Origin of the sequence: Hydrogenophaga sp., from assembly GCF_051858985.1 — a bacterium.
Lineage (GTDB): Bacteria > Pseudomonadota > Gammaproteobacteria > Burkholderiales > Burkholderiaceae_C > Hydrogenophaga.
The window spans coordinates 376394-401874 of sequence record NZ_JBHYGM010000003.1 but is presented as its reverse complement, the minus strand read 5'-3'; the positions used below and the strand labels follow the sequence as shown (position 1 = coordinate 401874).

Below are 25481 nucleotides of genomic sequence, written 5' to 3'. Positions count from 1 at the left end.
GCCAGACGGGTCACTTGCGCGCAGCCTGCACTTCGGCGGGCTGGATGACCTGCTCGGTCTTGTTCGACCAGCTGTTCTTGGCGAAGGTCATGACCGCAGCCAGCTCGGTGTCGGACAGCTGCTTCCAGGCCGGCATGGCACCGCCCGCAGCGCCGTTGAGCAGCACGCCGATCATCTTGGCGTGATCGGCGTCGGTGACGATGGCCGAGCCGTCCAGGGCCTTGATGGGCCCAGCGCCCTTGCCGTTGGCCTGGTGGCAGGCGGCGCAGTTGGCGGCATACACGGATTCGCCGCGCTTGACCAGGTCGGCCAGGTTCCAGACCTTGCTCGGGTCATCGGCCGCGGCGGCCATCGCCTTCTGGCGGTCCGCCACCCACGCGGTGTACTGCTCGGCCGTCACCACCTTCACATGGATGGGCATGTAGGCATGTTCCTTGCCGCACAGCTCGGCGCACTGGCCGTAGAAATCGCCGGTTTTCTCGGCGCGGAACCAGGTGTCGCGCACGAAGCCGGGGATGGCGTCCTGCTTGACGCCGAAGGCAGGCACCATCCAGGCGTGGATCACGTCGTTGGCGGTGGTGATGATGCGCACCTTGCGGTCCACCGGCACGACCAGCGGGTTATCGACCTTGAGCAGGTAGTCGTCGGTCGCTTCCGGCTTGCCGCTGTTGGACATGACGCGGTGGCTGTTGTCCAGCGTGGAGACAAAGCCGATGCCCTCGCCTTCGCCCTTGATGTAGTCGTATCCCCACTTCCACTGCATGCCCGTGGCCTTGATGGTGAGGTCGCTGTTGGTGGTGTCCTTCTGGGCCACCAGCACCTTGGTCGCGGGCAGCGCCATGCCGATGACGATGAGCAGCGGGACGATGGTCCAGCCCAGCTCCACCCAGATCGGCTCGGCCAGCACCTTCGACTTGTGGCCGACCGACTTGCGGTGCTTCAGGATGGAATAGAACATCACGCCGAAGACGATGACGAAGATGACGGCGCACAGCACCATCATGAACCAGTGCAACCAGTGCTGCTCCACCGCAATGCGGGTCACTGGGGGGTGAAAGTTCAACTGGTTGACGGCGGGGCCGCCGGGAAGGTCCTTGACCTGGGCCGCCACGGAGGTCCAGGCACCGGCCCCCAGCGCCAGGGTGGTACCTGCTGCGCAAAGCGTGGACCACCGATTTCGCAGGGAATGCACCGTTTTCTTCGTCGTACTCACTTTAAGCGCCTCAAATATAAGTATTGATTTATATCAATGCCGATTAGAACAAATTTTCCCGGGCTCGCCCACCGAAACCCACCCAACGCACTCGTCATCCACCCCGCAATGCCAGCCGGATTTCCCTCGCCAGCACCGGCCGGAGATCGGAGCGCAGGTACCGCCCCACTGTCACCGACTGGCCTCCACCGCGGACTTCGATCAGCTGACCCTCATGTCCTCGCGGCTCCACCCGAACCCACTCGCGGGCGAACTCGCACCGCTTCAGCCTTCCCGCCGTTTCCAGCTCCACCACCAGCCGGCCATCCAGCAAATGGATGCGCTCGCGGTCGGTGGAGTGACGGGCGTACACCAGGAACGCCGCGCCCACCGCCACCAGTTCCAGCAGGGCAAAAGGCAGCACCAGGGTGGCGCCCTGAAACCAGAAACCCGCCGCGACACCCAGCGACACCACGCACAGGGAGGCGTAAAGCCAGCCCAGCTGAGCGGGTGTGACCGAACAATTGCGCTTGAGCGACCATTCCATGCCTTGCTCAGACCGGGTCGCGAAGCGATAGACGCTGCAGGTATGGCTCACCAACCACCACCGATTCAAGCTGCCGCCAGCCATCAGGCCGACGCGCCGATGCAGGGAAGATGCCCTTGACGAAACGACAACCCCGGATTGTAGCGGCGCTCACCCGCTGCCCCGGGCAGTACCAACACATTCAAGTGCGACGGATCGGTATCAGCGGCGCGGATTTCGCAACATGGCACGCAGGTCGTCCACCGGCAGGGTCGTCGACGGGCCCATGGCCACGCGGGGCACCGGCTTGAAGGCGTGGCCGTAGATGACCTCGAAGGTCAGCAGCAGCCGCCCGTCGGGCGCGCGGGGAAGTTCGGTTTCGATGGCCCGGCACAGGCGTTCTCGCCAGGCGCGCGAACGGCAGGCCGGGAAGCGCGCGGTGCTCAGGTTGCGCCCCAGTTCGCCCAGTTCCTTGAGCAAAGGCTCGGCACCGCTGTAAGACAGGGTGATGCGCTCCATGTCCATCACCGGCTCGGCAAAGCCGCTGTGCACCAGCATGTCGCCCCAATCGTGCATGTCCGTGTAGGCGTGGGCGGGCTCGGGCCAGCCGTGTCGCGCGAACAACGGCCGGAGCTCGCGCAGGCTGTCCGGACCGAGACACGAGAACATGAGGAAGCCGTTGGTTTCGATGTGCGAATTCCAGCGCTGGATCAACGCCTGCGGGCGCGGCTCCATGTGCAGCTGCATGTTCGCCCAGACCATGCTCACACGGGTCTGTGCCTGCGCCGGCATCGCGCCCTTGTGGCGTCCCCAGTTGACGGGGTTCCAGGCCGGACCGGCGCCTTCGCGCGTGGCTTCCAGCGCCTCGTCCAGGCGCTCGGCCACCACGTGGCAGGGAGCTTGTGGCAGCAGCGTGCGCAGGTAGCGGTGCGTCCGCAGGCCACCGGCCACCGGCTCCCAGTGCAACCAGCTGGTGGGCTGTTCGCGAAACCAGTGCAGCCGCTCGGCCATGCGGGTGGCCACTTCCTCATGCAACCACGGGCTTTCGCTGCGCGCCAGCCGTTGCCAGCGCTGCGCGGCGACGGGATCCAGCCCAGGCACGGCAGTTTCGGGAACGGAAGACGTGTTCAATCGGGGGCCCGCAGGGGGAGTACTGGGAAAAGCGGCCCAGTATATTGGCGCCCCATGTTCCCGACCTGGCGAAGCCTGCTCGACCCTCTTCCCGGCATCTGCCAGGTGTGCGGGGCATGGCCCGCTGGCCCGGTGTGCGATTCCTGCACCGCGCGCTTTGCCGGCCCTGCGGCGCGCTGCACCGGCTGCGCAGCGCCGCTGCCCGAGGGCCTCTCGCGTTGCGGCGCCTGCGTGACCCGCACCATCCCCCCAGCTTTGCAGGCTTGCGCCGCTGCGGTGGACTACGGCTATCCCTGGGATCGACTGATCGCGCGGTTCAAGTTCCGTGGTGAACCGGGCTGGGCCATGCCTTTTTCGCAGTTGTTGCTGAACGCCTCGCTTGCGCGTGAACTGCTGGCGCTCGGCGACCTGATGGTCCCGGTGCCGCTCACCGCCCGGCGGCTGGGCGAGCGAGGTCACAACCAGGCTTGGGAGCTGATCAAGGCCCTGCGGCACCTGGCGCGGCGGCAAGGCATCGCGGCTCCCTCCTCGGCATGTGCCGACGCGCTCGTGCGGCTGGTGGAGGCACCGGACCAGCACACGCTCACTCGCGAACAGCGGCTGCACAACCTGCGCGGGGTGTTCGCGGCGCATCCCGAACGCGTGGCCCATATCCACGCGGCGCACGTGCTGCTGGTGGACGATGTGACGACCACCGGCGCGACGCTGCACGCATCGGCCCAGGCCTTGCTGCAGGCCGGCGCTGCGCGGGTGAGCGCGCTGGTGTTCGCGCGAACGCCCTGAACGAGCGGCTGGCGCGCCCGGCGGCGCGGGTTACAGTCCACCCCCAACCCGCAGACCCATGTTCCACATCGTCCTTGTCGAACCCGAGATTCCGCCCAACACGGGCAACGTGATCCGCCTGAGCGCGAACACGGGCTGCACGCTGCACCTGATCGAACCGCTGGGTTTTTCCATGGACGACCGGCACATGCGCCGCGCCGGACTGGACTACCACGAGTACGCCGACATTCGCCGTCACGCCAGCTGGGCAGCCTTCCTGCAGGCCGAGTCGCCCGACCCGCAACGCGTCTTCGCCTTCACCACGCGTGCCAGCCACAGCGTGTTCGACAACACCTTCCAGGCCGGCGACTGGCTGGTGTTCGGCTCCGAAACCCGGGGCCTGCCCGAAGCACTGCGAGAAACCTTTCCCGCCGGGCGACGCCTGCGCCTGCCCATGCTGGAAGGCCAGCGCAGCCTCAACCTGTCGAACGCGGTGGCGGTCACGGTGTACGAGGCCTGGCGCCAGATTCAATTTTCCCGACCGGTTCCGTGACGCAGGTCACGCGGGCGCGGGGGAGCCTGCTTCACAACGGCCGCGAAACGCGCAACATCTCGCTTGCAGCCTGTTACAGGCCATGCCGATCATCCAATGGCATGGTCCGACCAGCTACCCGCCAACCCGCGGGCTGCACGGAGACCATATTGATCACTTCTCTTGCCCGGATCTTCGGGGTGCACCAGGCGCCGCATCAGCGCTCGCCCCGGTCGGCCAGTCTGAAAGACCTGGCCATGATCCGCAACCAGTTGATGCGCAGCATCGCGGACTGCACGACCCAGGCAGCGCAACGCCTGCGCAGCAAGATCGATCAGGCCCGCACCGCGCAGGAACTCTGGCTGCTGCGCAACGACGCCTTCCAGCTGATCTCCCAGCAGCACAACCAGTCCATCGCCGCCGAACGCATCAACGCGCTGATTCAGTGTTTTGAAGGCTGGCTCGAGCCGAAGCAGCTCGTTCTGATCAAGTAGCGAGCACCCCCGCCGCGCTGCGCGCGACCCCCTCAAGGGGGCGACACCTGAGGCCCGGCGGAGCCGGTTCCTCGGTGTCTCTGGAAGGGGAGACCTCGCTCCGGATGAAGCGCCTCAGGGATACAGGCGCGCCATCGACTCGGCCACGCAGGCTGGCTTCTCGCCGCCCTCGCGCTCCACCACCACGAGCCAGGTCAGTTGCAGCCCGTCGCGATCGATCGGTTCGGCGGCCTGCAGCGTCATGCGTCCGCGCAGGCGGCTGCCCACGGGCACCGGGGAGGGAAAGCGCACCCGGTTCAAACCGTAGTTCACGCCCATGCGGGCACCCTGGATGTCCAGGGCCGAGTCGAAAAACGCCGGCAGCAGCGACAGCGTGAGGAAGCCGTGCGCGATCGGTGCGCCGAACGGCCCGGCTTTCGCGCGCTCCACGTCCACATGGATCCACTGGTGGTCGCCGGTGGACTGGGCAAACTGGTTCACCCGTTCCTGGGTGATCTCGATCCAGTCGCTCACCGCCACCTCTTGCCCGACACAGGCCGCCAGATCGGCCAGGGTTTCAAAGCTGCGCATCAGCGGTCCAGCCACTGGCAGATGCCTTCCCACTGGGCCAGGTCTTTCTGCAGCCGACCGGGCGCCACATCGAACAGCGTCAGGCCGCGAGCGGCCAGGTGCACATAGTTCTGCGTGTCGCGCAGCGCGCCCAGCACCGGCAGGCCCAGGGACACCACGAACTCCCGCAGCTTGTCGGCCGAGATGGTGCGCATGTCCACGCGCATGCCCACCAGGCCCACCTGCACCTTGGTCGCGCGGCTGGACTGGGCCAGTTCGTCCAGGAAGGTGCGCGTGGCGTACATGTCGAAGATGCTGGGCTGCAGCGGCACGAGCACCTTGTCGGCCACTTTCAGGATGTCCTTCAGGCGCGAACCCTGCAGCCCGGCCGGCGTATCCAGCACCACATGGGTCACATCCTTCGGCGGGCGCCCGACGAGCTCTTCAGAAATGTCCCAGGTCTGAATGGGGCGCGCGGTGGGTGGACGCAGCTTGAGCCACAACGCCGACGATTGCTGCCGGTCCGCATCGCCCAGCATGACCGAATGGCCCTGGCGGGCGAAGTAGCCGGCGACGTTGGTCGACAGCGTGGACTTGCCCACGCCTCCTTTGGGATTGGCAACCACCACGATGGGCATGTGAAGCTCCTTTGTGCGTGTAGACACCCCGGCCGCGTGGCGCGGTGGGGAAGGCGGAATGGGTCCCTATGGTATCGCCACGGCGTCCCACACCAGTTTGCAGCCGGTGAGGAACATGCCGCTGTACACGAGCCGATAGAACCACACCGGCTGGATGCGATGGGCGATCCGCACACCCACCCAGACCCCGATGGGCGCGAACGGCAGCAGCGCCAGCGACGTCGTCATGTTGCGGAGGTCGAGCAGGCCCAGCCAGGCGTAGGGAATCCATTTCGCGAGATTGACGAAGAAAAAGAAGAACGCCATGGTGCCCGTGAACAGCACTGGCGAGAGTCGCATCGGTATCACGTAAGCGTTGATGGGCGGGCCTCCCGCATGCGCAATGAAGCTGGTGAATCCCGAAGTGACCGTGAGGATCGCCCCCACCCACCGCGGCGGTGGCGCACTGTCCGCCCGCGGCGGAAAGAGCAGGCGCTGCGCCAGGAACAGCAGCGTGAACACCCCCACGATGCCGGCCACCAGCCGCGCGTCCAGCACCTTGAAGAGCAAGGCACCAATGACGATGCCCGCCAGCCCCCAGGGAATCAGGAACATGAGCAGGTGGGGGTCCACGTTCTTGCGGAAGGCGGCCATGCCCAGCAGGTCCATCAGCAGCAACACCGGCATGAGGATGGCGGCCGCCTGCGGCACCGTGACGGCCAGCGCCATCATGGGCACCGCCAGCGAACCGAAGCCGGCCCCGAATCCGCTCTTGCTCATGCCCAGGAGCAGCACCGCAGGGATGGCGACGAAATAGAAATGCGGGTCGGTGATGAGGGGCATGCGAGGTCAGCGAGGTGGACAATCCGGGAGATGCAAAACGTTCAATTCTGGGGCGAGACCCTGAGGCTGCTGGTCGAACTCGCGGCCACGGCCGCCTTCGCGCTCTCCGGCATTCTCATGGGAGCGCGCATGCGGCTGGACGCGGTGGGTGTGGCGGTGGTGGGTTTCCTGGCCGCCTTCGGCGGTGGCACACTGCGCGACCTGTTGCTGGACCAGCGCCCGTTCTTCTGGGTGCGCCACGTGGAAATGCTCTGGGGCGTGCTGGTGTTGTGCGCGCTCGCCATGGTGTTCCTGCGCGGGCGCCACGTGAAGCTCACCGAGCGTGCCATCCAGTGGCCAGACGCCCTGGGCCTGGGCCTGTTCACCGCCACCGGCGTGCACCAGGCGCTGCTGCTGGAGATGCCGGCTCTGGTGGCCGTGCTCATGGGCTTGATCACCGGTGTGTTTGGCGGCGTGCTGCGCGATGTGGTTTGCAATGAGATCCCCACCGCGTTCAAGGACCACCGGCCCTACGCGCTGTGCGCGTTCGCCGGCGGCTGGCTGTATGTCGGCCTGTGGCAGATCGAGGCGCCGGGGTGGCTCGCGCTGGTGGCCTGCGTGGTGTTCACGGCCGGCCTGCGCGGCCTCGCGCTATGGCGCAACTGGCAACTCCCCGCGTGGAAGCTGTAGCCTTCAGACGCGCTCAAGAACGAGCGCAATCCCCTGCCCCACCCCGATGCACATGGTGCACAGCGCGTAACGCCCGCCGGTGTGGTGCAGGCGGTTGATGGCCGTGGTGGCGAGGCGCGCACCGCTGGCGCCCAGCGGGTGACCCAGGGCGATGGCGCCGCCCCAAGCGTTCACGCGCTCGTCATCGTCCTTCAAACCCAGCATGCGCAGCACGGCGATGCCCTGCGCGGCAAACGCCTCGTTGAGCTCGATCACGTCCATCTGTTCCAGCTTCAGGCCCGTGAGTGCCAGCACCTTCTGGGTGGCCGGCGCCGGGCCGATGCCCATCACGCGCGGCGCCACGCCGGCCGTGGCCATGCCCACCACACGCGCCTTGGGCGTGAGACCGTTCTTCGTGGCCGACGCCTCGTCGGCCAGCAACAGCGCGCAGGCGCCGTCGTTCACGCCGCTCGCGTTGCCCGCCGTCACCGTGCCGTCGGGCCGCACCACACCCTTGAGTTTCGCCAGCGACTCCAGACTCGTCGCCCGCGGGTGTTCGTCCTGCTCCACCACGATTGCGTCGCCCTTCTTCTGCGGAATCGTCACGCCCACGATCTCCCGCGCCAGGTGGCCAGCCTGCTGTGCGGCCACGGCCTTCAACTGGCTGGACAGCGCCATGCGGTCCTGCGCCTCGCGTTCAATCTTGTAGTCCGTGGCGACGTTCTCGGCCGTCTCCGGCATGGAGTCCACGCCGTATTGCGCTTTCATCAGCTTGTTCACGAAGCGCCAGCCGATGGTGGTGTCGTACACCGCGTTGTTGCGGCTGAAGGCCGACTCCGCCTTGGGCATCACGAAAGGCCCCCGGCTCATGCTCTCCACGCCACCCGCGATCATCAGCCCGGCCTCACCGGCCTTGATGGCGCGCGCCGCCGTGCCCACCGCGTCCAGCCCCGAGCCGCACAGGCGGTTGATGGTGGCGCCCGGCACCTCCACCGGCAGGCCCGCCAGCAGGCTGGCCATGTGCGCCACGTTCCGGTTGTCCTCGCCGGCCTGGTTGGCGCAGCCGTAGATCACATCCACCACGGAAGCCCAGTCCACGCCGGGGTTGCGGTCCATGAGGGCCTTGAGCGGGATGGCGCCCAGGTCGTCGGTGCGCACGCTGGACAGGGCGCCGCCGTAGCGGCCGATGGGGGTGCGAATGGCGTCGCAGATGAAGGCTTGCTGGGTCATGTGGGTGCTCCTCGTATGGGTCTGTGACTGTAACCACAGCCGCAAAGTGGCGCGGTCGGCACGGGTTATTGGCGCTGCGTTCCAGATGCCGCCCGCTGGAGGCTGAAAGACGGCCTGCGTTATAAACCTTGCCAGTTCAGCAAGGAAACACACCATGGCCAAAGGGCGCGTCAGCGGCGAGATCACGCAGAAGGCGATTCGCGAGGCGTCCATCCGGCTGATCGCGCGGCACGGTTACCACGGTGTGAGCCTGCGCACGCTGGCCGACGAGATCGGGATCCAGGCGGCATCGCTCTACAACCACATCGAGAACAAGCAGGACCTGCTCTTCGTGCTGCTGCGCGGGATCATGGAGGATCTGGTTGCCGAGGTGGCGCAAAAAGTGGCGCAGGAGCAGGGGACGCTCTCCAAGCTCTGCACCTTCGTGGCCGCCCACGTCGAATTCCACGCCCGGCGCCAGCCCGAGGTGTTCATCGGCACGATGGAGCTGCGCAGCCTGCTGCCCGAGAACCGCACCGTGCTGGTGGCGCTGCGCGACCGGCACGAGGAACTGCTGCAGAGCCTGGTGGATGCGGGCATCCGGGAACGCGCTTTTTCGGTGCCGAGCGCGCGGGTGGCGACCTTCGCCATCCTGGCCATGCTCAACGGCGTGGCCAACTGGTACCGGAAGAACGGGCGCCATTCCATCCCCGACCTGCAGCGCATGTACGTGGAGCTCACGCTGAACCTGCTGGGTACCTCACCCGCGGTTCAGGAACTGCTGCGCAGCCGCGACTTCACCCAGCCGCCGCCCATGGCCGCTGGCGTCAAAGGTAGCCGCCGTTCACCCCCAGCACCTGCCCCGTGACGAACGAGGCGCCCGGGCTGCACAGGTAGAGCACGGCGTCGGCGATCTCGGCTGCGGTGCCCAGCCGGCCCATGGGCGTGGCACGCACGTGGCCGGCCGCGATGGCGGGCGGCAATTGCGAGCGCATGGCGGTGTCGATGAAGCCTGGCGCCACCGCGTTGACACGGATGCCGAACGGCGCCACCTCCTGCGCCACGGCGCGGGTGAAGGCGATGATGCCGGCCTTGGCCGCCGCGTAGTGCGGCACGCCGTTGCCCCCGGAGAGCCCCATGATCGAGCTCATGTTGACGATGGCGCCGGTGCGGCGCGCCTGCATGCCGGACAGCACGGCGCGTGTGCAGTAGAAGGTGCCGTCCAGGTGGGTGGACAGCATGGCGCGCCATTGGGCGTCGGTCATGCTGGCGGTGGCGTTGGTGGGCGTGCTGATGGCGCCGGCCTGCTGCAGTTCATCGAGCTGGGCCGCGCGGCTCGCCAGGTTGCGCGCGTATTCGGCGCCACCGATGATGCCTGCGTTGTTCACCAGCACGTCGATCGCCCCGAGGTCACTGGCCACGGCGTCCATCGCGCCCTGCACCACGGTGGAGTCGGCCACATCGCAGGCGTAGGCCCGCGCGTGTGGCAGGGTCTGCGCCACCGCACGGGCACGCGCCAGGTCCACATCGAGCAGGGCCACGCGCGCGCCTTGCGCCGCGAGAGCCCGACTCACCGCTTCGCCAATGCCACCGCCTGCACCGGTGACGACGCAGCAGCGTCCGGCGAAGGCATGGCTCACGGCGCCACGCCCGCGCGCAGCGCCTGAATGGCCTCCAGGATGGCGGTGGTCTCGGCACCCGCGTTGGGAAACACGCGCATCGCGCGGTCATCAGCGATCTCGTCCCAGCGCTCCACCAGTGTTTCGGGATCCGGGGCGGCAGACGGGTCGAGCTGCAGGCCCAGCGTGCTGCAGACCTGCACCAGGGCGTAGTGCCCGGCGGCGGCCGAGCAGATCACGCCCGATTGCCGGAACTGCTCGCTGCACAGCACCGCGACAGCGGCGGACACATGGGCCGGGTTGAAGTGCGGCACGATGTCGGCCGGCAGGACGCCTTCGGTCATGTTCGTGGCCGCCACCGGCGCGATGGTGTTGACCAGGATGCCGTACTTGCCGCCCTCCTGCTTGAGCGTGTTCATCAGGCCGATCATGCCCATCTTGCCGGCTGCGTAGTTGGACTGGCCGAACGAGCCATACAGGCCGGAATTGGAGGTGGTGAACACCACGCGGCCGTAGCCGTTCTTCTGCATCACCGGCCAGGCGGCGCGTGTGCAATAGGCCGTGCCGGAGAGGTGCACCTTGAGCACGAAGTCCCAGTCGGCCATGTCCATCTTGCCAAAGGTCTTGTCGCGCAGCGAGCCGGCGTTGTTGACGAGGATGTCCAGCCGTCCGAACTCGCTCACCGCCTGGTCCACGAGCCGTTGGGCACCTTCGAACTCGGCGATCGAATCGAAATTGGCGACGGCCTTTCCGCCGGCGGCGCGGATCTCTGCGACGACCTGGTCGGCCACGCGCTCCTGCTCGCGCCCGGGCTCGCGCGAGCGGCCCAGGTCGTTCACCACCACGCTGGCGCCGCGCTCGGCCAGCAGCAGCGCGTGGCTGCGTCCCAGGCCGGCGCCAGCGCCGGTCACGATGGCCACTCGGTTGTCGAATCGGATCGTCATGTCGGTTTCACTCCTGTTTGAATTTCTGCCGCGCGTTCGCGCAGCGATTTCTTGTCCAGCTTGCCGGTGGGGTTGCGCGGCAAGGGCTCGGTGCTCAGCGTCCAGCTCTCCGGCACCTTGTAGTCGCCCAGTTGTGCCGCGCAGAAACTGGACAACGCTTCATGTGTGGTGCCCTCTGTCACGCACACGAAGGCGTGCACGCGCTCGCCCAGCACAGGGTCGGCGCGCGCCACGATGGCAGATTCGATCACGCCCGGGCAGCGCGCCAGCACGGCTTCCACCTCGGCGCTGTAGATCTTGTAGCCGCCCCGGTTGATGAGGTCTTTCAGGCGGTCGAGCACGAACACGTTGCCTTCAGCGTCCACGCTGCCGATGTCGCCGGAGCGCCACCAGCCCGCGACCAGGCCCCTGGCCGTGGCGGCGGCGTCGTTCCAGTAGCGCGCAATCACCATCGGGCCGCGCAACCAGATCTCGCCGGATTCGCCAGCGGGCATCTCCACGCCCGTTTCGGGATCGGCAATGAGGATTTCCACACAGGCCAGCGGGCGACCCACCGAGGCCAGGTTCGAGGGTCCGGCGCCGACCGGCAGCATGATCGCCGGCGAGCAGGTTTCAGTGGCGCCATAGCCATTGACCAGCGTGAGGCCCGGCAGCCTTTGCGCCAGCGCCTCGATGGTCGCGCCCGGCATGGGCGCACCGCCGAAGTGGCCCAGTCGCCAGGCAGACAGCGTGGACCAGTCGAACCCCTCCACCCGCAGGCACAGGTTGTACATGGCGGGCACCATGATGGTGTAGGTCATGCGCGCGGCAGCGGCCAGGGGCAGGAACTCTTTCGCCTTGAAGTGCGGCAGCAGCGTCAGGGTGCCACCGGTCCACAGCGGCGCGATCACCCCGCACAGCAGGCCCGTCACGTGGCTGATGGGCACAGCGACCACCGACTGGTCGTCCGGCCCCAGGCCCAGGTTGCCGGCGTGGTGGATCACCGAATGAGCGACATTGAGATGGGCGATGGCCGCGCCCTTGGGCTTGCCGGTGGTGCCCGAGGTGTAGAGGATCATGGCCACGTCGTCCTCGGCCATGTCTTCGTGCGGCGGCGGCGCGAGCAAGCCATCGGCGCTGGGGAACAGCCGGCCGTCGCCGGGTTCGGGCAGCGCCACCACGGCCAGCGTCGTCACCTGCGCACGTGCGGTCTGCGCGCGATCGGCCAGATCGGCGTCGTGCAGCAGCAGCCGGGCACCGGCGTCGGCCACCACATGGCCCACCTCGGCGCCCTGCAGGCGAACGTCGATCGGCACGGCCACCGCACCCAGACGCTGGATGGCATAGAAGAGCGTGACGAACTCGGCGCGGTTGCGCACCTGCATGGCCACGCGCTCACCCGGTGCGATGCCCCGGGCATGCAGGCCGGCGGCCAGGCGTGCGATCTCGCCATCGAGCTCGCGGTAGGTCCAGCGGTGATCGCCGAACACCAGGGCGGTGCGTTCGCCCTGCGCGCGCACCGCCGCCGAAAAGCCGGCGAACACGTTGCGCGTGCGCTCCGCGAAGCACCAGACGACCCGATCGCCGAAATGGCGCTCGCGGCGCCGTGGCAAGGCGTTGAGGACAGCGGTCGACATGGGCCTCAGGCCGGCACGAACACCGGCACCGTCACGTCGCCGTCGGTCTTGCGAAAAGCCACCTTCACCCGCTGGCCGATGGCCAGTGCGTCCAGGTCCGCATCGACCACGTTGGTCATCAGCGTCACGCCTTCGTCCAGCGTCACATACGCCAGCGCATAGGGCTGCGGCACGCGCCGCATCACGCTGAAGGAATAGATCGTGCCGTTGCCGGCACTGTCCTTCCAGGTCGTCTTGTCGCTGAAGCAGTGCGGGCAGATGGCGCGCGGGTAGTGGTGGAACCGGCCGCAGTCCTCGCAGTGCTTGAGGGTGAGGCGGCCGTCGGCCGCCGCGTCGAAGAAGGGCTGGTTCTCGATGTGGGTGCCGGGACACACCGGCGTGCGTTGTTCTGTGGTCATGACTTCAAACCCCTTCCATGATGAGGACCCCGGCGCCGTGGCGGCTGCCCATCCAGCCGCCCATGCCGCTGGCCAGGGCCAGGTCGCAGTTCTTCACCTGCACCGCTGGGTGCGCTTCTCCGCGCAACTGGCGCACGGCCTCGATCACCTTGGTCATGCCACCGCGGTTGGCAGGATGGTTGTTGCACAGGCCACCACCGTCGGTGTTGAACGGCAGTTTGCCCACACCGGATATCAGGCCGCCGTCGGCCACGAACCTGCCACCCTCGCCCTTGCGGCAGAAACCCAGGTCCTCGATCTGCATCAGCGCGGTGATGGTGAAGCTGTCGTAGATGGAGGCGTACTTGATGTCCGATGCCTTCACGCGCGCCTGCTCGAACGCCTGCTGGCCTGCCCAGGCCGCCGCCGAGTAGCTCAGGTCGATCTGTCCGCCGCTGGGGTGCTTGGCAGCTTCGCCGGTGCCGATCACCCGCACGCTCTTGCGCTTGAGCGTCTTGGCGATCTCGGCGCTGGTGACGATCAGCGCACCACCACCGTCGCTCACCACGCAGCAGTCGAGCCGGTGCAGGGGGTCGGAGATCATGGGCGAGTTCACCACCTCTTCCACCGTGACCACCTTCTTCAGCATGGCGTGGGGGTTGTGTTGCGCGTGGTGCGAGGCGGCCACCTTGATCCAGGCCAGCTGCTCGCTGGTGGTGCCGTACTCGTGCATGTGGCGCATGGCGCACAGGCCGTAGGTGTTCACCACGGTGGGGCCATAAGGTTGCTCGAACGGCATGTCGGGGATGTTCCAGTCGACCACGGGTTCGGCATTCAGCCCGGCAGCGCGCGGGCGGCCGGCCAGCGTGATCAGTGCCACGCTGCACTTGCCCTGCGCGATCGCTTGCGCCGCGTGGGCCACATGCAGCAGGTAGGCCGAACCACCGGTGTCGGTGTTGTCCATGTAGCGCACCCTCAGGCCGAGGTAGTCCACCATTGACAACGCGCCCAGGCCCGGCGCTTCGGTGTCGCAGAAGTAGCCGTCGATGTCGTCCTTGGAGAGGCCCGCGTCTTCGAGCGCGCCCTTGGCGACTTCGGCGTGGAGTTGTGCAAGCGACTTGTCGTCGGCCTTGCGGGTGGGATGCTCGTAGGCACCCACGATGTGGGCATGGGCCTGGCTTGCCATTTGAATCACCTGCTTTCTGACTTCATGAGTGGGAATGGGAAGGAACCTGCAGTTGCGCAAGTCCGTGGTCGAGCACAGTCGCGCCGCGCTGCGGCACGCGAGCCCGGAGTGAAACCGCCGCGCCGTCGAACCACAGGTCAAAGGCCAGCGTCTCACCGGGGTAGACCGGTGCGGTGAAGCGGGCCTCGAAGTGCGCCAGGCGCGAGGCATCGCGATCGCAGGCCTCACGCACCACGGCCGCAGCGGCCATGCCCCAGGTGCACAGGCCGTGCAGGATGGGGCGATCGAAACCCGCCGCCGTGGCAAACGCGGGGTCGACGTGCAGCGGATTTCGGTCGCCGGTGAGCCGGTAGAACATGGCCTGCTCGGGCCGCACGTCGATCTCGACCGTGCGATCCGGCGCGCGCTGGGGCACAGGGTGCGGATCGGGTCCGCGCCCGGGGGGACCGCCGAAACCGCCGTCGCCGCGCGCGAACACCGTGGACAGCAATGTGGCCAGAGGCGCGTCGATGCCCGACTCGCGCAACACGGTTTCGGCCAGCAGCACGGCGCCCCGCCCGGGGCCCTTGTCGTAGCAGGCCGCGATGCGGAAAGCCGAGCGCACGGTGCCCGACGCCGGCAGCCGCCGGTGCAGCGTGACGCGCTGTTCGCCGTGCACGATCTTCGTGATGTCCAGTCCCGCGCGCTCCTGCCACGTGTCTTCCCAGGCGACCACCGCCGCCTGCGTGGGCATGCTCTGCAGACCGCGCTCGAACACGAACGGCAGGTCGGCGGGCATCTCGCGGCCCATGCCCACGCTCAGGTTGTAGAGCAGGGTGTCGCGCTCGGTCCAGTGGAACTCGCGCTCGGGAAATCGGAGCCGCATCAGCGCGGCGTGATCGATGGCCATTACAGCGTGGCCACGTCGAGTTCGACGAACAACGGGTCGGCGGCACCGAGGATCGGGAGCCAGTGCGCCAGTCGGGTCAACTCGTAGCGGTAGAAGTAGCGGGCGGCAGCCAGCTTGCCCTCGTAGAACGCCTGCCGATCGCCCGACGCACCGGCGGCCAGGCCGCGCGATGCCGCTCCCGCCTGGCGCAGCCACATCCAGGCCACGGCCACATGGCCCAGCATGTCGAGATACAGGGTGGCGTTGGCGGTGTATCGGCGTTCATCTGCGGTGTGATCCTGCATCGCACGGGTGGCCGTTTCCACCTGGCCCAGGGCGTGTTCGAGCTGCGTCGCAAAGGCACCCGCCTGCCCGTCGCCGCGCCAGGCAGCGATGTCCTCGCGCATGGCGCCCAACAGCAGGGCGAAAGCGGCACCATCGTTCATGCGGATCTTGCGGCCCACCAGGTCCATCGCCTGGATGCCGTGTGTGCCTTCGTGAATCAGGTTCAGCCGGTTGTCGCGGTAGAACTGTTCCACCGGATAGTCGCGGGTGTAGCCGTAGCCGCCCAGCACCTGCATCGCCAGCTTGTTGGCTTCCAGGCAGAACTCACTGGGCCAGCTCTTCACCAGCGGTGTGAGGATTTCCAGCAGCAGGTTGGCGCGCTCCCTGGCGGCCGGGGTTTCGCCACTGCGCACGTCGTCCACCAGCCGCGCGGCGTACAGGCACAGCGCCAGCCCGCCTTCGGCGTAAGCCTTCTGCGTGAGCAGCATGCGGCGCACGTCGGCGTGCTCGATGATGGCCACCGGCGGCGTGCTCGGGTCCTTGGCGCCGGGCAACCGGCCTTGCGGCCGTCCGCGCGCGTAGTCCAGGCTGTAGAGGTAGCCGGCCACGCCCAGCATCGCCGCACCGGCGCCCACCGAGATGCGCGCCTCGTTCATCATGTGGAACATGCAGCGCAGGCCCTGGTGCGGCTCGCCCACCAGTTCGCCGACGCAGGCCTCGCTCTCGCCAAAGTTCAGCAGCGTGTTGACGGTGCCGCGGTAGCCCATCTTGTGGTTCAGGCCGACCAGCGTGACGCCGTTGGACTCCGCCGGCCGGCCTTGTTCATCCAGTCGCTTGCGCGGCACGATGAACAGCGAGATGCCGCGCGTTCCGGCCGGCGCGCCGTCGATGCGCGCGAGCACCAGGTGCACGATGTTCTCCGACAACTCGTGCTCGCCGGCAGAGATCCACATCTTCGTGCCCTTGAGGTGGTAGGTGCCGTCGGGCTGGGGAATGGCGCGCGTGCGCAGGTCCGCCAGGCCCGAACCCGCGTGCGGCTCGCTCAGGCACATGGTGCCGAGGAAGCGCGCGTCCAGCATGGGTTGCACATATTTCGCGCGCTGAGCCTCGGTGCCGAAGGCGCGGATCACCGCCGCGCCCGACATGGTGAGGAAGTTGTAGCTGGAGGTGCCGATGTTGGCGGCCTGGAAACACGCCAGGCACGCCAGCAGCAGCGTGTAGGGCAATTGCTGGCCGCCTTCGTCGAACGGGCGGTCGGCGGCCATGAAGCCGGCCTGGGCAAACGCGCGCAGGGCTTCGCGCACTTGCGGCACCACCCGCACCTGTCCGTTTTCCACGCGCGGTTCGTCCAAGTCGGATTCGCGGTAGTGCGTCTGGAATTTGTCGGCCGCCAGCGTCTGCGCCACGTCGAGCACGGCGGCAAAGCTGGTGGCGTCGTGGTCGGCGTGTTCGGGGCGTTGCGTGAGGTCGAGCGCCTGGAGCACTTCGAACAGCTGGAAGTCGAGGTCGCGCCGGTCGACCGTGGGCAGGGTGCTGGAGAGGCTCATGGATCAGTTCGTGAGGTAGCCGCCGTCGGCGCGCAGCGTGGCGCCGGTCACGTACGCGGCCAGCGGGGAGGCGAGGAACACCACCGGCCCCACGAGGTCCTCGGGCTGGCCGATGCGGCCCAGCGGCACGCGGCGCATCAGGTTGGCCATGCGCGTCTCGTCCCCGGCCGATGGCGACATGGGCGTGGCAATGGCGCCCGGCGCCACGGTGTTCACGCGCACGCCGTCCTTGCCCAGCTCGCGAGCCAAAGCCACCGTGAGCATGTGCACGCCGCCCTTGGACGCCGAGTAGCCCACCGTGTTGCCGGTGTAGACCGTGGCGGCGATGGAGCCGATGTTCACGATGGACCCCCGCGTGGCCTTGAGCGGCGCAAGGAAAGCCCTTGCGGTGTTGAAGGGGCCGTTGAGGTTGGTCTCGATGGTGTGTTTCCAGGCCTCGCCGACGGCCTCGTCTTCCATGGGCACGTATTCGATGACGCCGGCGTTGTTGACGAGGATGGACACCTCGCCGATCTCGGCGGCAATGCGCGCCGCTGCTGCCGCACAAGAGGAGGTGTCGGTCACGTCCATGGCCACCGCGTGCGCGCGGCCACCGGCGGCGCGCACCGCCGCCACGGTGTGTTCGAGCGAACTTTCGGTGCGACCGGTGACGACCACGGTGGCGCCGTGCGCTGCGAGCCCGAGCGCCAGGCCCGCACCGATGCCGCCGCCACCGCCGGTGATGACGGCGATGCGGTCCTTGAGCAGGTCCTGGACGGTGATGGTGGTCATGCTCAGTCCCGCTTCTGGATGTTCATCAAGGGCGTGGCCATGAAGCCACCGTCGACGGTGATCTCCTGGCCGTTCACATAAGCCGAGGCGTCCGAGGCCAGGAAGCCCACCACCGAGGCGATGTCTTGCGGCACACCGATGCGGCGCGACGCCACCACCGCCTCGCGCGCGGCCAGGTTGGCCGGTTGGGCATAGAACGGTTCGGACATCGGCGTGCGCACCAGGCCCGGGCTCACCGCGTTGGCGCGCAGCCCCAGCGGGCCCCACTCCACAGCCATCTGCCGCGTGAGCGCCAGAACGGCCGCCTTGCTCGGGCCGTAGGCGCCGATCGCGTTGGGCACGCTGGCGGCAATCGACGCGAGGTTGACGATGCTGCCTCGCCCGGCGCGCCGCATGGCCGCTCCGAAATGCTTGGCGCAGAAGTACGCGCCCTTGAGATTGACGGCGAACACCCGGTCCCAGTCGGCGTCGACCATCTCGGCCAACGGTCTGGGCGGCGGCATCACCGCCGCGTTGTTGACCAGGATGTCGCAACCGCCTGCGATGGTCTCCCATTGGCGCGCGGCTTCGGCCACCTCGTCCTCGCGGCCGATGTCGCAAGCCAGCGCGTGGTGGCCAGCGGCCGTGTCGGCAACGGGTGCATGCAGATCGAGCGACAGAACGCGCGCGCCCATGGCCGCGAGCTGCGCCACGATGGCACCACCCAGGCCGCCCCCGGCGCCCGTCACCACGGCCGTGCGGCCTGCCAGCGCATCTGTAGAAAAGGAAGTCATGGAAAGTAGAAGAGCTTGTTCAGTTCGCGGCGGCTTGCCAGCGGGGGTAGTCGGTGTAGCCCTGGGCGGACGGCCCGTACCAGTCGGCCGGCACCCGCTCCACCAACGGGTGGCCATCGCGAAGGCGCTCCACGAGGTCCGGGTTGCCGATGAAGTCGCGCCCGAACGCAATCAGGTCCGCACGCTGTTCGTCGATGTCGCGCGTGGCGCGCGCCAGGTCGTAGTTGCCGGCGGCCATGAGCGTGCCGGGCCAGCGCGGCCGCACGAAGCCCAGCACATCGGGCGCACGCTCACCCTCGCCGCGCTGCACCGTCTGGTTGCCCGACACCTCGGCGCCCACCACGTGCAGGGCACCCAGCGAGAGCTTCGCCAGCTCGGCGATGAGGTGGTCGTACACCGGTGCGTCGTCGGCGCTCCTGGCGCCGTTGAATTCGGAGAACGGGGTGAGCCGGACGATCACGCGTTCCGCCCCGATGGCCTGGGCACACGCCCGCGCCACTTCCACGAGGAATCGCGCCCGCGCCGGGATGCTGCCGCCCCAGGCGTCGGTGCGTCGGTTCGAGCTTTCGTGCAGGAACTGGCTCGGCAGGTAGCCGTTGGCGGCATGGATTTCCACGCCGTCGCAGCCCGCTTCCAGCGCGCGCCGCGCGGCCTGCGCGTAGTCGGCGATCACCTGTTCGATCTCTGCATTGCTGAGCTCGCGCGGCACCACCGACGGTTGCAGGCCGCTGGGCGTGACGAGCGTTCGTTCGTGCTTGAGCGCGCTCGGCCCGACCGGGTGCAGGCCGGGCTGCATGTTGTCCGGGTGGCCAATGCGCCCGGTGTGCCAGAGCTGCATGAAGAAGGTGCTGCCGTCTGCATGCACACGGCGCGTGATCTCGCGCCAGCCGGCCACATGGGCATCGGTCCAGATGCCCGGCACATTGAGGAATCCCTGCGCGCCGGGCGAGATGTTCACGCCCTCGGACACGATCAGGCCCGCACCCGCGCGCTGCCCGTAGTACTCCGCCATCAGCGCGGTGGGCGTGCCATCGTCGGTGGCGCGCGAACGCGTCATGGGCGCCATGGCCACGCGGTTCTTCACCACGAGCGTACCGAGCCGCCCGGGCTCGAACAGGGCATTCTGCAAAACGGGAGAGGTCATGGGGGCTGGTGGTGGGTGGCCGAAGCGGCCAGGGGTCGTTCGTAAGAGGGATCGCTGCGATCCCAGGTGCCTTGCGCATAACCTTCCGGCATGTTCGCCGGGAGCTCGCCGCGCCACTCGATCAGGGTGCGGCGGTGCGCGATGCGCCATTCACCGGCGCGGCGTTCCAGCCGGTCGATGTAGCGCGCCGCGCCCAGCGCCACCGTCTGGCCGTCCTTGCGACGCAAGCCATACAGGCAGTGGCTCTGCGCGTGCGCCACCTCGCCGTCGATCTCGCAGCCGTGCGTGGTGATGTGGTGCGTGTGAGCCATGAAATGTTCGGCATGGAACGAGTTGGCCCAGTCGGCCAGCGCGCCGGGACCACCGGAAAACGGGCCGTGCTCGTCGATCGCGTCAAGGTGGAACGCACTCTCGATCATGGCCGCATCGTGCCGGTCGACGCCCAGGCAGTACCGGTGGATGCAGTCCAGGATGGCCTGGCGATCCAGCAGGTACTGCAGCGACGGCTCGCTGGTCTGCGCCACGGTTCAGTCGAGCGACAGGTTGAGCTGCTTGATGAGCTTGCCGTACTTGTCGGCATCGCTCTTGACCAGTGCACCGAATTCCTCAGGCGTCGACGTCACGGCTTCCAGCGTCTGCGCCTTGATCCAGGTCTGCATGTGCGGCGTGGCGATGGTCTCGCGCAGCGCGGCGTTCAGGCGGGCCACCACGGGCGCAGGCGTGCCCACGGGCACGAAGGCACCAAACCAGCTGCTGGCCTCGAACCCGGGGTAGCCGGACTCGGCGATGGTGGGAACGTCGGGCAGCAGGTCGGAGCGTTGTGCGCTGGTCAGGGCGATCACGCGCACCTTGCCGGCCTTGATGTGCTGGATGACGCTGGGCACGTCCATCATGAGGATCGGAATCTGGCCGCCCAGGAGGTCGGCCAGTGCCGGTGCGCCGCCACGGTACGGCACGTGCTGGAGATCCAGGCCGGCTGCGGCCTTGAAGGATTCCATGGCCAGGTGCACCGGGTTGCCGGCACCCGAATGGCCAAAGCTCTGGCCCGGCTTGGCCTTCATCTGCGCCACGAAATCCTTGAGGTCTTTGGCCGGGTGGTCGGCGCGCACCATGATCGCGAACGGAATGCGCGTCAGCACGGTGACCGGCTGGAACGACTTCACCGGGTCGTAGGGCGGCTTCTTGAACAGGAACTGGTTCATCGCCACGGTGGACGGATCGAAGATGGCCATGGTGTAGCCATCGGGTGGCGCGGCGATCAGCGCCTGCGCACCGATGACGGTGCTGCCCCCGGGCTTGTTGTCGACCACGATGGGCTGGCCCAGCTTCTCGGCCAGCACCTGGCCGGTCTGGCGCGTCAGGTTGTCCGTGGCGCCGCCGGCGGCGTAGGACACGATCACGCGGATCGGCTTGTTGGGAAAGGTCTGCGCGGCAGCGCCAAAGGCGGTGGCCAGCGCCGCAACGGCCACGAAAGCCTTCGCGATCTTCACGGTCTTGAACATGGTTCTTGTCTCCTGATGCCCCGGCTGGGACGGTTTCGATTGATGAACGAACAAACTGACTGACTGACTGACGAAGAAACACTCTGCGAACCGACGACCCCGCCGCTCAGGCCGCCACCGCATCCCCCTGCCTGTGGACCGCGCGCGCTGGCGCGGCCGCGTCCTGCGTTGATATTCCCGCCAGATGGCGACCGGCGATCCAGCCGAAAGCCAGCGCGGGCCCGAGCGTGATGCCGCCCCCGGGGTAGTTGCCGCCCATCACGCTGAGCGCGTCGTTGCCCACGGCGTACAGGCCAGGCACCGGCGTGCCGTCGGTCGCCAGCGCGCGCGCGAATTCGTCGGTGCGGATGCCGGCGAAAGTACCCAGGTCACCGGGCAGCAGCTTGATGGCGTACCACGGTCCCTGGTCCAGCGGCGCCACGCAGTGGCTGATGGGGTGCTTCGCGTCGCCCAGGTAGCGGTTGTAGGCGGTGGTGCCTTTGCCGAACGCCGGGTCCAGCCCGCGTTCGGCGGGGCCGTTGAACTCGGCGATCGTCTGTTCGAGTCCGGCGGGGTCCAGCCCGGCCTTGCGGGCCAGTTCCGCCGGCGTGCCTCCGCGCAGCAGGTAACCGTTGCGCAGGTGCGGCCAGAGCGGCAGCGGAAACGGCTTGACGAAGCCCAGGCCGTAGCGGCGCAAGGCGCGGTGGTCGGCCACGAGCCACGCGGCCGTTTCGCCCTGCTCGCGTCCGAGGCGCTGCATGGCCTGGCCGAAGTCGTGGTACGAGTTCGCCTCGTTCACAAAGCGACGGCCGTTGCGGCCGACGGCGATCACCCCGGGCTTGTAGCGATCGATCAGGTGCGGGAACACACCGAAGCTGCCGTCGGATCGCGGCACGCGCGAGACCGGAATCCACGCCGCGTTGTTGGGAAGGTCGCCCTGCGTGGCCGCACCGGCGGCCTCGGCCATGCGCCAGCCATCGCCGGTGTTGCCGGGAGGCGCGGGCGACCAGTGCTCCGCGCCCGTGGGGGCGTGCGGGAAGAGTTGCTTGCGCAGCGCCGGGTCTTGCGGGAAACCGCCGGTGCCCAGCACCACACCGCGCCCCGCGCGGACCGTGCGGCGCTGGCCGTCCACCTCGACCACCACACCGCGCACCACGCCCGCCTCGATCACCAGCTCGCGCACCGGCGCGCTCGTCGCGATCTCCACGCCCGCGTCCGTGGCGCTGCGCGCGAGACGTGCAGCCAGCGCGTTGCCGTTGGTCAGGCGTTGTGCGCGCCCGTGCACCAGCATTTCCTTTGCATGGGTGAGGAGTCGGCGCGCCACGTATTTCGCGGAGGTCCAGGAGCGCGTCACGTTGAAGAAGTGCTGAACTTCCTGGCTGGCGTTGAACATCATGCCGACGAAGGTGATTTCCTTCAGCGGCGGGCGCAGCCGCCGGGCGTCTGCGCCGAGCTGGCCGGCGTCGTAGGGCGCGGCCAGGATGGCCCGGCCGCCAGGTCGTCCGCCCGGGGCATCCGGGTGGTAGTCGGAGAACTCCGGCACGGCGACGAACTGCAGTGCAGTCTCGCTCTGGAAGAACGCCACCGCTTTCGGTCCCGCGTCCAGGAAAGCCTCGATGCGCTTCTCATCAAAATGCGCGCCGGTTTCGTGCCGCAGGTAGGTGCGCACCGCGTCCAGCGGATCGTCGATGCCCAGCGCCTTCGACATCGGGTTGCCCGGGATCCACAACACGCCACCGGATCGCGCCGTGGTGCCGCCAAACAGCGGCTCCTTCTCGAGCACCAGCACACTCAGGCCGGCCTTGGCGGCGGTCACGGCCGCCGCCAGCGCACCCGCGCCGGAGCCCGCCACCACGACGTCGTACTGGTCCTTCATTTCAGTTCCTTGCCGGCGAGTTCGCCTTCCAGGAACTTGTTGGGCTTGAGGAAGAAGGAAATCACCAGCGCCCCGTTGGGCGAGCGCGCGAGGTGCCGGTTGCCCTTGGGTCGCCACACGTAGTCGCCTTCGCGCGCCTCGCCTTCGTCGTCCACGATACTGCCCGAGAGCACGTAGGTCTGCTCGATCTCCACGTGCTCGTGCAGCGGCAGCTGCGTGCCGGGCTGCCAGCGGAACAGCGCGGTGAGCAAGCCGCTGCTCTCGTCCTGCATCAACACCTTCATGTCGATGCCGGGGGTGGGCGTGGGCTTCCAGGGAATGCTCTGCACGTCCACGTAACGGGACTCGTCATCGCCCAGCTGGTCGTGCTGCGGATGAAAGGGGGTGATGGCGTTCATGGTGTCTTGTCTCCTCGGGTCCGGTTCAATCCAGCAGCAGCAGGGCGGCTTCCTTCGCCGTCTGCCCGACGCGCACGCCCTTGGCGGCGGCGGTGGCGTTGCAGGCGCTGATCACGCCGTCGAAATAGGTGCTCTGCCCGTCGCCCATGCGCGCGCTGAGCGCGCTCACCGACGCGCCGGCGATGCCGTCGGCGTCCACCACGGCCAGCGCGGAAATGCCGCTGTCGTTCTTGCCGATGCCGCCATCCGAGCAGATGAAGGCCCAGGGCCGGAAGCCGCGGAAGTAGTCGACCACGCTGCGGCCGGTGTGCCCGGCTGTGCAGAGCACGTTGCGCTCGCGGTCCTCTGGCAGGGCGAAGGCGATGGAATCGGTGCAGACGATGCTGCGGCCGCTGGCAGCGGTGTGCACCGTCAGGCGACGTGCGGGGTCGAACACCGCGGGCTTGCGCTCGCCGGTCAGCACGGCCTGCACGGCTTCGCGCGTGCTCATGCCGGGTGCCAGGCCCAGGCGCTGCGCGCAGTCGTTCACCCGGCTGACGACGCCGTGCTCGTACATGTCGCGCCCGTTGCCCATCTCGGCGGTCAGCGTGTCCACCGCGGCGGCGGGCACATTCAGCGCTTCGTAATACCAGAGCCCCGCGATGCCGGCGCCGTCCTTGCCGATGGCGCAGTCCAGTCCGATGGCCGCCCGCGGCCGTGCCGACATGACCATGCGAGCACACAGAACGCCGGCGTACGACGCGGCCACCACCACCTCGCCCTGGCAGGGGGCGTGGGCCACGAAAGTCTCGACGTGAGTGGCCGAGTCGAACACCAGGACGCGGCCCTGGGGGGTGGTGTGGATGTCGGGAAGGTGGAGTGCCATGGGATCGTTTTTAACTTACGTCCGTTAGTTTAACAAGCGGTTTTTCACCTATGGTCTCTTAATACGAGATTTTTTATCCAGTTTTACCCTGAGATTCTGGAAGTGCATTGCCCGTAAGATACGCAGCCACCCTCAAGGAGAACCCGTGCTGATCGAAGAACGCTGCTACGTCCTGCATGCCACCTCGTCGCCCGCCGATTTCATGGCGGCTTACCACCGCAGCGGCGGCATGGAACTGCAGACCCGCATCCTGGGTGGCCTGGTGGGCTACTACGCCACCGAAATCGGCGAGCTCAACGCCATCGTCAGCATCTGGCGCTACGAGTCCTTTGAAGAGCGGGCCAAACGCCGGGCCGAGCTCGCCGCAGAACCGGGCTGGCAGGCCTACCTGGGCGAGGTGCGACCCATGATCCAGTCCATGAGCAACCGGCTCATGACCCAGCTGCTTTGAGCGCCACGCCCCCGAGCAGCCTGGAACGGCTGCTGCGCGTGATCGACCTGTTCACGCCCGAACAACCCCAGTGGACGGCCGACCGCATTGGTGAGGTGATGGCGGTGTCGCGCGCGACGCAGTACCGGTACATCAAGAACCTGATGAACGCGGGCCTGCTGGCCCCGGCGGGCGACGGCCGCTACCGCCTGGGGCCGCGCTTCGTCGTGCTGGACCGGCAGATCCGCCTGTCGGACCCGCTTTCGCGCCACGGGCCTGCGGTGATGCAGCGCGCCTGCGCCGAGCTGGGCAGCGCCCAACTGCTGTGCACCCACTTTGCGGACGAAGTGCTGTGCATCCACCAGGAACGCGTGGACCCTCGCATCCGCTCCAGCATGGAACGCGGCCGGCCTTTTCCGATGTTCCGGGGTTCTCCCTCGCGCGCGATCCTCGCCTGGCTGCCCGAGAGCCGGTTGCGCAACCTGATGCTGCTGCACGCGCACGAGATCCGCGAGGCCGGCCTGGGCGAGAACTGGACCGAGTTCCGCCAGAAGCTCAAGACCATCCGCAACCAGGGCCACTACATCGGCCTGGGGGAGATCGACGCCGACCTGATGGGCATCGGCGTGCCCATCCTGCGCGCAGGCGGCGAGGTCGAAGGCAGCCTGACGACCATCATGCCGCTGCGCCGCGTGAGCGATGCCGAACTCGCGCAGGTGATCCGCGTCACCCGCGCCGCCGCCGCCGAGATTGCCCAGCAGTCCGGGGCCGCGAACGCCTGAAATCCTGCGTGCTACG

The 25481-nt window shown here is 68.0% G+C and carries 29 protein-coding genes; 7 read left to right on the top strand and 22 right to left on the bottom strand.

Translation table 11 applies throughout. The annotated features are described in order from the left end of the window. Nucleotides 1–10 precede the first annotated feature (10 nt). The 3 genes from coxB to ACTIEY_RS14290 form a co-directional block, all read right to left on the bottom strand. A complete protein-coding gene (gene coxB, locus ACTIEY_RS14300; protein WP_439520298.1) occupies nt 11–1183 on the bottom strand; it encodes a cytochrome c oxidase subunit II in 1173 nt (390 codons plus the stop codon). Between the two features lie 124 nt (nt 1184–1307). Next, entirely contained in the window at nt 1308–1739 is a 432-nt protein-coding gene (locus ACTIEY_RS14295) for a DUF2244 domain-containing protein (RefSeq protein ID WP_439519803.1), read from the bottom strand. A 201-nt stretch (nt 1740–1940) separates the two neighbouring features. Next, the gene (locus ACTIEY_RS14290; protein ID WP_439519802.1) at nt 1941–2849 is read right to left on the bottom strand and encodes a biotin synthase; all 909 of its coding nucleotides are present in this window, start codon (nt 2847–2849) and stop codon (nt 1941–1943) included. Between the two features lie 54 nt (nt 2850–2903). Between ACTIEY_RS14290 and ACTIEY_RS14285 the strand changes: the two genes are divergently transcribed. From ACTIEY_RS14285 to ACTIEY_RS14275, 3 genes are all read left to right on the top strand, one after another. Next, nucleotides 2904–3632 (top strand): ComF family protein, encoded by a 729-nt coding sequence (locus ACTIEY_RS14285; protein ID WP_439519801.1) that lies wholly within the window; start codon nt 2904–2906, stop codon nt 3630–3632. Between the two features lie 58 nt (nt 3633–3690). Next, nucleotides 3691–4164 (top strand): tRNA (uridine(34)/cytosine(34)/5-carboxymethylaminomethyluridine(34)-2'-O)-methyltransferase TrmL, encoded by a 474-nt coding sequence (trmL, locus tag ACTIEY_RS14280; protein WP_439519800.1) that lies wholly within the window; start codon nt 3691–3693, stop codon nt 4162–4164. A 149-nt stretch (nt 4165–4313) separates the two neighbouring features. Next, nucleotides 4314–4637 (top strand): hypothetical protein, encoded by a 324-nt coding sequence (locus ACTIEY_RS14275; RefSeq protein ID WP_439519799.1) that lies wholly within the window; start codon nt 4314–4316, stop codon nt 4635–4637. Between the two features lie 114 nt (nt 4638–4751). Here ACTIEY_RS14275 and ACTIEY_RS14270 read toward each other — a convergent pair whose 3' ends face one another. The 3 genes from ACTIEY_RS14270 to ACTIEY_RS14260 form a co-directional block, all read right to left on the bottom strand. Beyond that, entirely contained in the window at nt 4752–5207 is a 456-nt protein-coding gene (locus ACTIEY_RS14270) for a MaoC family dehydratase (protein ID WP_439519798.1), read from the bottom strand. Further along, nucleotides 5207–5824, bottom strand: coding sequence for a nucleotide-binding protein (locus ACTIEY_RS14265; RefSeq protein WP_439519797.1), 618 nt, complete (start codon nt 5822–5824; stop codon nt 5207–5209). Before ACTIEY_RS14265 ends, ACTIEY_RS14270 begins: the two co-directional genes overlap by 1 nt. 66 nt (nt 5825–5890) lie before the next feature. After that, entirely contained in the window at nt 5891–6646 is a 756-nt protein-coding gene (locus ACTIEY_RS14260) for a sulfite exporter TauE/SafE family protein (RefSeq protein WP_439519796.1), read from the bottom strand. A gap of 30 nt (nt 6647–6676) precedes the next feature. On the opposite strand from ACTIEY_RS14260, the gene ACTIEY_RS14255 reads away from it, so the two are divergent. Then, a complete protein-coding gene (locus ACTIEY_RS14255) occupies nt 6677–7315 on the top strand; it encodes a trimeric intracellular cation channel family protein (protein ID WP_439519795.1) in 639 nt (212 codons plus the stop codon). Between the two features lie 3 nt (nt 7316–7318). On the opposite strand, the gene pcaF is transcribed toward ACTIEY_RS14255, so the two are convergent. After that, nucleotides 7319–8524, bottom strand: a complete 1206-nt coding sequence (pcaF, locus tag ACTIEY_RS14250; RefSeq protein ID WP_439519794.1) for a 3-oxoadipyl-CoA thiolase — start codon at nt 8522–8524, stop codon at nt 7319–7321. Between the two features lie 154 nt (nt 8525–8678). On the opposite strand from pcaF, the gene ACTIEY_RS14245 reads away from it, so the two are divergent. Next, entirely contained in the window at nt 8679–9371 is a 693-nt protein-coding gene (locus ACTIEY_RS14245) for a TetR/AcrR family transcriptional regulator (protein WP_439519793.1), read from the top strand. On the opposite strand, the gene ACTIEY_RS14240 is transcribed toward ACTIEY_RS14245, so the two are convergent. From ACTIEY_RS14240 to ACTIEY_RS14170, 15 genes are all read right to left on the bottom strand, one after another. Continuing rightward, the gene (locus ACTIEY_RS14240) at nt 9331–10143 is read right to left on the bottom strand and encodes an SDR family oxidoreductase (protein ID WP_439519792.1); all 813 of its coding nucleotides are present in this window, start codon (nt 10141–10143) and stop codon (nt 9331–9333) included. The genes ACTIEY_RS14245 and ACTIEY_RS14240 overlap by 41 nt on opposite strands. Continuing rightward, a complete protein-coding gene (locus tag ACTIEY_RS14235; protein ID WP_439519791.1) occupies nt 10140–11066 on the bottom strand; it encodes an SDR family NAD(P)-dependent oxidoreductase in 927 nt (308 codons plus the stop codon). The genes ACTIEY_RS14240 and ACTIEY_RS14235 overlap by 4 nt, the downstream gene beginning before the upstream one ends. Beyond that, on the bottom strand, nt 11063–12682 hold the full coding sequence (locus ACTIEY_RS14230; RefSeq protein ID WP_439519790.1) for a class I adenylate-forming enzyme family protein: 1620 nt from the start codon (nt 12680–12682) through the stop codon (nt 11063–11065). The genes ACTIEY_RS14235 and ACTIEY_RS14230 overlap by 4 nt, the downstream gene beginning before the upstream one ends. 5 nt (nt 12683–12687) lie before the next feature. Next, the gene (locus tag ACTIEY_RS14225) at nt 12688–13080 is read right to left on the bottom strand and encodes a Zn-ribbon domain-containing OB-fold protein (RefSeq protein WP_439519789.1); all 393 of its coding nucleotides are present in this window, start codon (nt 13078–13080) and stop codon (nt 12688–12690) included. Nucleotides 13081–13084: 4 nt separating this feature from the next. Continuing rightward, the gene (locus tag ACTIEY_RS14220; protein WP_439519788.1) at nt 13085–14245 is read right to left on the bottom strand and encodes a thiolase domain-containing protein; all 1161 of its coding nucleotides are present in this window, start codon (nt 14243–14245) and stop codon (nt 13085–13087) included. A gap of 22 nt (nt 14246–14267) precedes the next feature. Then, nucleotides 14268–15134 (bottom strand): MaoC/PaaZ C-terminal domain-containing protein, encoded by an 867-nt coding sequence (locus ACTIEY_RS14215; protein ID WP_439519787.1) that lies wholly within the window; start codon nt 15132–15134, stop codon nt 14268–14270. After that, nucleotides 15134–16945 (bottom strand): acyl-CoA dehydrogenase, encoded by a 1812-nt coding sequence (locus ACTIEY_RS14210; protein ID WP_439519786.1) that lies wholly within the window; start codon nt 16943–16945, stop codon nt 15134–15136. Before ACTIEY_RS14210 ends, ACTIEY_RS14215 begins: the two co-directional genes overlap by 1 nt. Nucleotides 16946–16948: 3 nt before the next feature. Next, the gene (locus ACTIEY_RS14205; RefSeq protein ID WP_439519785.1) at nt 16949–17716 is read right to left on the bottom strand and encodes an SDR family NAD(P)-dependent oxidoreductase; all 768 of its coding nucleotides are present in this window, start codon (nt 17714–17716) and stop codon (nt 16949–16951) included. 2 nt (nt 17717–17718) lie between these two features. Further along, entirely contained in the window at nt 17719–18489 is a 771-nt protein-coding gene (locus ACTIEY_RS14200; protein WP_439519784.1) for an SDR family NAD(P)-dependent oxidoreductase, read from the bottom strand. Between the two features lie 19 nt (nt 18490–18508). Next, the gene (locus tag ACTIEY_RS14195) at nt 18509–19633 is read right to left on the bottom strand and encodes an alkene reductase (protein WP_439519783.1); all 1125 of its coding nucleotides are present in this window, start codon (nt 19631–19633) and stop codon (nt 18509–18511) included. Beyond that, on the bottom strand, nt 19630–20157 hold the full coding sequence (locus ACTIEY_RS14190; RefSeq protein WP_439519782.1) for a nuclear transport factor 2 family protein: 528 nt from the start codon (nt 20155–20157) through the stop codon (nt 19630–19632). The genes ACTIEY_RS14195 and ACTIEY_RS14190 overlap by 4 nt, the downstream gene beginning before the upstream one ends. Nucleotides 20158–20160: 3 nt before the next feature. Next, nucleotides 20161–21135: a Bug family tripartite tricarboxylate transporter substrate binding protein gene (locus ACTIEY_RS14185; RefSeq protein WP_439519781.1), complete on the bottom strand. Its 975-nt coding sequence runs from the start codon at nt 21133–21135 to the stop codon at nt 20161–20163. Between the two features lie 106 nt (nt 21136–21241). Continuing rightward, nucleotides 21242–22990, bottom strand: coding sequence for an FAD-dependent oxidoreductase (locus ACTIEY_RS14180; RefSeq protein WP_439519780.1), 1749 nt, complete (start codon nt 22988–22990; stop codon nt 21242–21244). Continuing rightward, the gene (locus ACTIEY_RS14175) at nt 22987–23388 is read right to left on the bottom strand and encodes a cupin domain-containing protein (protein ID WP_439519779.1); all 402 of its coding nucleotides are present in this window, start codon (nt 23386–23388) and stop codon (nt 22987–22989) included. Before ACTIEY_RS14175 ends, ACTIEY_RS14180 begins: the two co-directional genes overlap by 4 nt. A 25-nt stretch (nt 23389–23413) precedes the next feature. Then, a complete protein-coding gene (locus ACTIEY_RS14170) occupies nt 23414–24253 on the bottom strand; it encodes a hypothetical protein (RefSeq protein WP_439519778.1) in 840 nt (279 codons plus the stop codon). A gap of 145 nt (nt 24254–24398) precedes the next feature. Here ACTIEY_RS14170 and ACTIEY_RS14165 point away from each other — a divergent pair, with 145 nt between their 5' ends. Beyond that, on the top strand, nt 24399–24704 hold the full coding sequence (locus tag ACTIEY_RS14165; RefSeq protein ID WP_439519777.1) for an NIPSNAP family protein: 306 nt from the start codon (nt 24399–24401) through the stop codon (nt 24702–24704). Beyond that, nucleotides 24701–25465: an IclR family transcriptional regulator gene (locus ACTIEY_RS14160; RefSeq protein ID WP_439519776.1), complete on the top strand. Its 765-nt coding sequence runs from the start codon at nt 24701–24703 to the stop codon at nt 25463–25465. The genes ACTIEY_RS14165 and ACTIEY_RS14160 overlap by 4 nt, the downstream gene beginning before the upstream one ends. Nucleotides 25466–25481 lie beyond the last annotated feature (16 nt).